Below are 5333 nucleotides of genomic sequence, written 5' to 3'. Positions count from 1 at the left end.
GTCGTGTGGCAAGCCGCCGGCGACGACCACGCCCGGTACACGCTCGCCGTGGACGGCGAGACGATCACGGTCACCCTCCACGTCGACGGCGACGGCGCGGTCCAGGAGGTCGCGCTCGACCGCTGGGGCGACCCCGACGGCGAGGCCGCCCGCCTCTACCCCTACGGGTTCCGCGTCGAGGCCGAGGGGACGTTCGGCGGCGTCACGATCCCGACCCGGATCACGGGCGGCTGGGGCTACGGGACCGACAGCTACGACCCCGACAGCGGCGCGTCCTTTACCGTCACCCACCTCGACCTCGCCGACGGCGGACCCCACTCGTGAAACTCTTCGCCACCCACAAGGCCGAGCAGAACGAGGCCGCCATCGACCCCTGGACGGCCGTCCACTTCTCGGCGGGTCTCGCGGCCGGGCTCGTCGACGCGTCGCTGGGGCGGTCGCTCCTGGCGGCGGTCGCCTACGAGGTCATCGAGCAGGTCCTGGAGCGCAACGACGCCGGCCGGGCCTTTTTCAAGACGTCCGGCCCGGAGGTGCTCCACAACGCCGTCGTTGACGTGGCCGTGTTCGTCGTCGGCCACGCGCTCGGCCGGCAGTGGAACGCGACCTAACTCCGTCCTCGAGGAGGTCCTCCGGTGAGGTCCTCCGGTGAGGTCCTCCGGTGAGGTCCTCCGGTGAGGTCCTCCGGTCACGATCTTTACGGCCGGCCAGGCCGTCCTGCACGCCTTGAACTTCGGACCGGACTCTAGCCGCGCGCTCGTGTAGAAAGCTGTGGGCTCGGCTAGGCGAGCGCGTTCTCCAGCCCGGAGTCCCGGACGAAAAGGGCGCTCGCGCGCGTCGTCTCGACGAGGTCGTGCATCGCCGCGAACGTCGGCTCGGGCATGAGCCCGAATAGGTTGAGGTCGGCCGGCGCGGCTCTGCGGACGACGTCGTGGAAGTCGCCGACGACCGCGATGGGCTCCGTGTGGGGGAGCCGGGCGAGGTCGATGAGCCGGGTGAGGAAGTGGTGGGCCTGCTCCCGCTTGGCCTCGTCCTCGACGACCGTGTGCAGGCGGATCCGGCCGTCCCAGTTCTGCTGGAGCTTGTAGGCGATCAGGAGCGAGAGGTCGAGGTTGCCGATGTCCATCGAGATCCGCCAGTCCGGAGAGCGGTCGTGGACCCAGACGTTGACCGTGTAGCGCTGGCCGAGCCCGGCCGTCGGGTGCGGCGCCCACACGAGCGTACCGAGTTGGTGGTGCCGGGCCTCCGCGACGGCGCGGGCGAAAGCGGCCTCCCGCCGGCCGTCCCGCTGGCTGGGGGGCGGGAGCGGGAGGAACAACACGTTCGGCCGGAAGAACGAGCCCCGCAGCGCCTGGATGGCCGCTACGACGCCGTCCTCGAAGCGCGGGGCGTCGAGGACGGCGAAGGACGAGAAGACACCCTTGCGGCGGAACGCGGCCGCGAGTGTGGGCAGCCGGTCGAGCCGCCCCTCGGCCCGGGACCCGTCCACCCGGCCCCCGTCTGCCAGCCCCGTCTCGTTGAGCCCGACGAGCTTGACCGAGCCGCGAGGACGGGCCACGTCGAGCACGACCTCGAACGTGCCCCGGAGCACGGCGACGTCCTCGACGGGGACGAGCAGGTTCGGCTTCCACGCCCGCTCCTGGCGGTCCGGCATGTCTCGGACCCGCTTGGCCGCCCACTCGGCCAGCGCCACGAACAGACCGCTCCTTACGTCGCCGTATGGGGCGTCGAGACGGCTCCGAAGCAGGAACCCGTAGAAGGCCACTACGACCACGACCGCGGCGAGGCCGAACGCCGGGTTCACCACGAACATCGCCAACAGGCACCCTACGAGCCCGGCCAACGGGACGAGTTGGGGCACGCGCAGGCGCGGTCGGAAGCTGACCAGCCCGAGCTGCCCCTCGACAAACACGACGAAGTTGATCATCGCGTACGTGATGAGGAAGAACATCGTGATGACTGGCGCGATCGCGTTGAGGTCGCGGAGCAGGAGCGCGCCGGCGACGATGGCGGCCGTCACCAGGAGTGCGTGGCGCGGCTCGCCCTTCGGCGTGCGCTTGGCCAGCCATTCGCCGCGAGGGAGCACGCCGTGGTCGCCGAGCGCCTGCAGGATGCGGGGCGCCCCTACGATCGAGGCCAGCGCAGACGAGAACGTCGCCCCCAAGAGCCCCGCCACAACGGCCGGCCCCCACGCGGCCCGGTCGATCATGACGGTGTAGTTCGAGACCAACTCCTCGGGCGTCGCCGAGCGCGCGAGCCAGTAGGCGAGCGCGAGGTAGACCACCAAGCTCACCGCGATCGCCGAGAGCGTCCCGATCGGGATGCTCCGCTTGGGGTCTCGCAAATCGCCGCTCATGTTCGCCCCGGCCATGATCCCCGTCGCGGCCGGGAAGAACACGGCGAACACGGCCCAGAACGAGGTCCCCGAGAACCCGTCCTCAGGGGCCCCGACGTACGGCCCCACGAGCCCTACGTCGGCCAGATCGTGGACCATCGAGCCCTCCGCGGCCGCGACGGCGACCGACACGAGCGACGCGGCGATCACGACCATGATGAGGTACTGGACCCGGAAGGCGAAGGAGGCGCTGACGTAGGCGATCCCCAACACGACGGCGAACACCCCGAGGTCGACCAAGATCGCCGGGTGCTCGGGGAACACCCACGCCCAGCCCTCGCGGAACCCGAACACGTAGAGCGCGACGGCCAGCGCCTGCGAGAGGTAGAGCGGGATCCCGACGCTCCCGCCGACCTCCAGGCCCAGCGACTGCGAGATGATCGAGTACGCGCCGCCCGCGCCGATCCGGATGTTCGTCGTGATGGACGACATCGAGAGCCCGGTCGCAATGGTGATCCCGAACGACAAACCGATCACGCCGAGGGCACCGAGCACGCCGGCATTCCCGACGACCCACCCCGTCCGGAGATACATGATCACCCCGAGGATGGTCAGCAGCGTCGGCGTGAAGACGCCTGCGAACGTCCCGAACTTGCGCGGCCCAGGGACGTGGCCCGTCGTCTCGGGAGGGACAGCGCCGAGGTCGGCTGCGGGGTGCTGGGGCATGGGAGTAGTGGGACGACCGGCGACCTCTCCAGTCAGAATCAGGGACGAACTACGGCGGCTGGGGATGCCGACTGCGAGGTGCACCGAGCCGATATATATGGAGACGACTGTGCCCGCTGCAAAGTGGGCCGCACGGTGGGTCGCCCAGCGATGGCTCTGTCGGCGGACGACGCGGGCGTCACCGCTCACTCAGGGCCGTCTCGTGCCCGGTTACGTCGAGCGCTTCATCGGTCGGTTGGGTCGATGGGTTGAAAAGGACGGCCGATGGGATGATCCGGCCGGTCGAGGCGTGGGCCTGCGTGATCGCGAAAGCCGGCAGGACAATGCTAGCGACGACGACTCAGAGCCCCAAACGTCCCGGCTCTGGGCCGCGCGGGGCGCCCGACAAGAAGAACGCTAGCAGCCGCCGCTGTGACGTCTGCATCCCTACGGCGCGGGCTGGCTCGACCTGGACAAGAAGTGAGAGGCCGCGACCCGCATCCTCGAGGGGGCACCCGACCGGTACCCCGCCTGCATCCACGAGCATGGCGTCGACCTGCCGGAGGTCTGCGGCTGCGCCTGGACGATCTCCTGGGCGTCCGGCAGAGGCGTCGGAGAGACAAAGGCCGCCCCGAGGGGTCGGCGCCCTCGAGGGCGCGCGAATCCAGGCACGACCCCTACGGAGTGGGGTCCCCGGCGCACTCCGGAGCCGACTCCTGAAGCGCGGCGGCCTGAACGACGAGCGCGGTCCACCGTGCCCTTTGTCCGTCCTCGAGGACGGACAACAAGACCTCGGACGCCTCGCGAAACGCGGCCTCGAGGTCGGCGTGGTGGCGCCCCAGGTCGTAGAACAGCGCGAACACCTCGGCGGACTCGTACGGTCGCTCGAGGTCGTGGACCGCCTCGTGCAGCGCCGCGATATCGCCCAGGAGCTCGTGGACGTCTCGGAGGTGGGCGTCTCGGAGCCGTAGGAGCTCCGTGAGCTGGACCTCGGTGAGCTGGAGTGGCTCGACCTGGTCCGGGAGAGCGACGAGCAGGGCGGCGTCGCATGGGTACGGCCCGTAGGATGCGCAGGGGCACACGGCCTGGGCGGAGGCCGGCGAGGTGAGGGCCACGGTGGCGAGCGCGACGATCAGTAGAGGGAGCCGTGTCACGGCCTCGTCGAGTGCGGACCGCTCGCGCGCTCCCATACGTAGCTGCCCCCGAGCCAGAGGACCGCCCCGGCTAGCATCAATGGGAGCGAGCCCTGAACGATGCCGGAGGCGAACGTGCCGAGGCCGCCGGCCGCAGCCAGCGTGAGCGGGACGCGAAGGGCCTCAGTGAGTGACCCCACCTCGAGGTCAGAGACCGGGGCAGGTAGAAAGGGGAGGGCCGGGACCACGACGAACACTGGAAGGACGTGACTCAGGATCAGCCTCTCTGCGACGACAGCCTGACAGCCATGCCCGCTCCCGTCCGTGGGGCGAGCCCCTACGCCATCCTCGATGGTTCGACCTCGAGGTTGGCCCAGCTTGAGGAACGTGGGGCGCTCCCCCGCACGGCGAGCAGCGACCGTCCGACGCCGGAGAGCTCGGGGCCACGGTACCGGACACGACTAGAGACGCCCTAGCCTGGGATCGTCCGCCTCCGCCGCGTGACCGTCACGTCCAAACCCTGCCCTCTCATGTTCCACCCCCTCGATCTCGGTCGCCCCGACGTGTTCGCCTACCGCGTCACAGACATCTTGACCGACGACGACGTCCGCCAGGCGACGGACGCCTTCGACGCCGTCCTCGAGGACCACGACACGGTCCACCTCTATGCCGAGGTGGAGGGTCTTCGCGGTGCCGACGTCCGCGCGATCTGGCTGGACCTGGTCTACGGCCTCCGCTACCTCCGCACGCTCCGCCACATTGGACGCGTCGCGCTCGTTACCGACGCTCCCTGGATCGCGCGCTTGGCTCGTCTCGAGGCGCGCCTCTTGCCACTGGGCGAGATCCGTACGTGCGAGCCCGGCGCCCGCGCCGACGCTCGTGAGTGGGTCCGCTCGGCTCCCGCAGACGCCGAGACGCCGTCGGCCCTCGAGGACCTCGACTCCTGGTACGACGCAGGCGGCCTCGATGCGGCGTGGTCCAACACGTCGTGGTTCGACGGGTACGTTCCTCGGAGCGACGATCGGCCCCGTGCGACGGCCCGGTTCGGCCACACGGTCCACCGGACACACGTGATGCTCAACGACGTCGCCGGCCGCCTCGAGGTCGAGGGGACGGCCCCGGCGTACCGCGCGCTTCGGGCCGTCCTTCCTGCCCTCCGCGAT

Annotated in this window: 6 protein-coding genes; 3 read left to right on the top strand and 3 right to left on the bottom strand. The window is 70.3% G+C overall.

The genetic code is table 11. From position 1 onward, the window contains the following. A partial coding sequence (locus WBA11_RS13505) for a DUF6544 family protein (protein WP_424521195.1) occupies nucleotides 1-324 on the top strand: 324 nt, incomplete at its 5' end. Continuing rightward, on the top strand, nucleotides 321-608 hold the full coding sequence (locus WBA11_RS13500) for a hypothetical protein (RefSeq protein ID WP_424521194.1): 288 nt from the start codon (nucleotides 321-323) through the stop codon (nucleotides 606-608). The genes WBA11_RS13505 and WBA11_RS13500, both read left to right, overlap by 4 nt. 170 nt (nucleotides 609-778) lie before the next feature. Here WBA11_RS13500 and WBA11_RS13495 read toward each other — a convergent pair whose 3' ends face one another. From WBA11_RS13495 to WBA11_RS13485, 3 genes are all read right to left on the bottom strand, one after another. Next, nucleotides 779-3058 (bottom strand): amino acid permease, encoded by a 2280-nt coding sequence (locus tag WBA11_RS13495; RefSeq protein ID WP_424521193.1) that lies wholly within the window; start codon nucleotides 3056-3058, stop codon nucleotides 779-781. 656 nt (nucleotides 3059-3714) lie between these two features. Further along, nucleotides 3715-4191, bottom strand: coding sequence for a hypothetical protein (locus WBA11_RS13490; RefSeq protein ID WP_424521192.1), 477 nt, complete (start codon nucleotides 4189-4191; stop codon nucleotides 3715-3717). Then, nucleotides 4188-4418 (bottom strand): hypothetical protein, encoded by a 231-nt coding sequence (locus tag WBA11_RS13485; protein ID WP_424521191.1) that lies wholly within the window; start codon nucleotides 4416-4418, stop codon nucleotides 4188-4190. The genes WBA11_RS13490 and WBA11_RS13485 overlap by 4 nt, the downstream gene beginning before the upstream one ends. A gap of 282 nt (nucleotides 4419-4700) precedes the next feature. Between WBA11_RS13485 and WBA11_RS13480 the strand changes: the two genes are divergently transcribed. Beyond that, on the top strand, nucleotides 4701-5333 hold a 633-nt coding region (locus tag WBA11_RS13480), incomplete at its 3' end, for an STAS/SEC14 domain-containing protein (protein ID WP_424521190.1).

The organism is Rubrivirga sp. (genome assembly GCF_049648075.1).
Lineage (GTDB): Bacteria > Bacteroidota > Rhodothermia > Rhodothermales > Rubricoccaceae > Rubrivirga.
This window is presented reverse-complemented; position numbering and strand designations above follow the sequence as displayed.

Bases quoted from the DNA above. Each gene is read 5' to 3' on its own strand.
- WBA11_RS13495 (WP_424521193.1), bottom strand. From the start codon at position 3,058: ATGCCCCAGCACCCCGCAGCCGACCTCGGCGCTGTCCCTCCCGAGACG.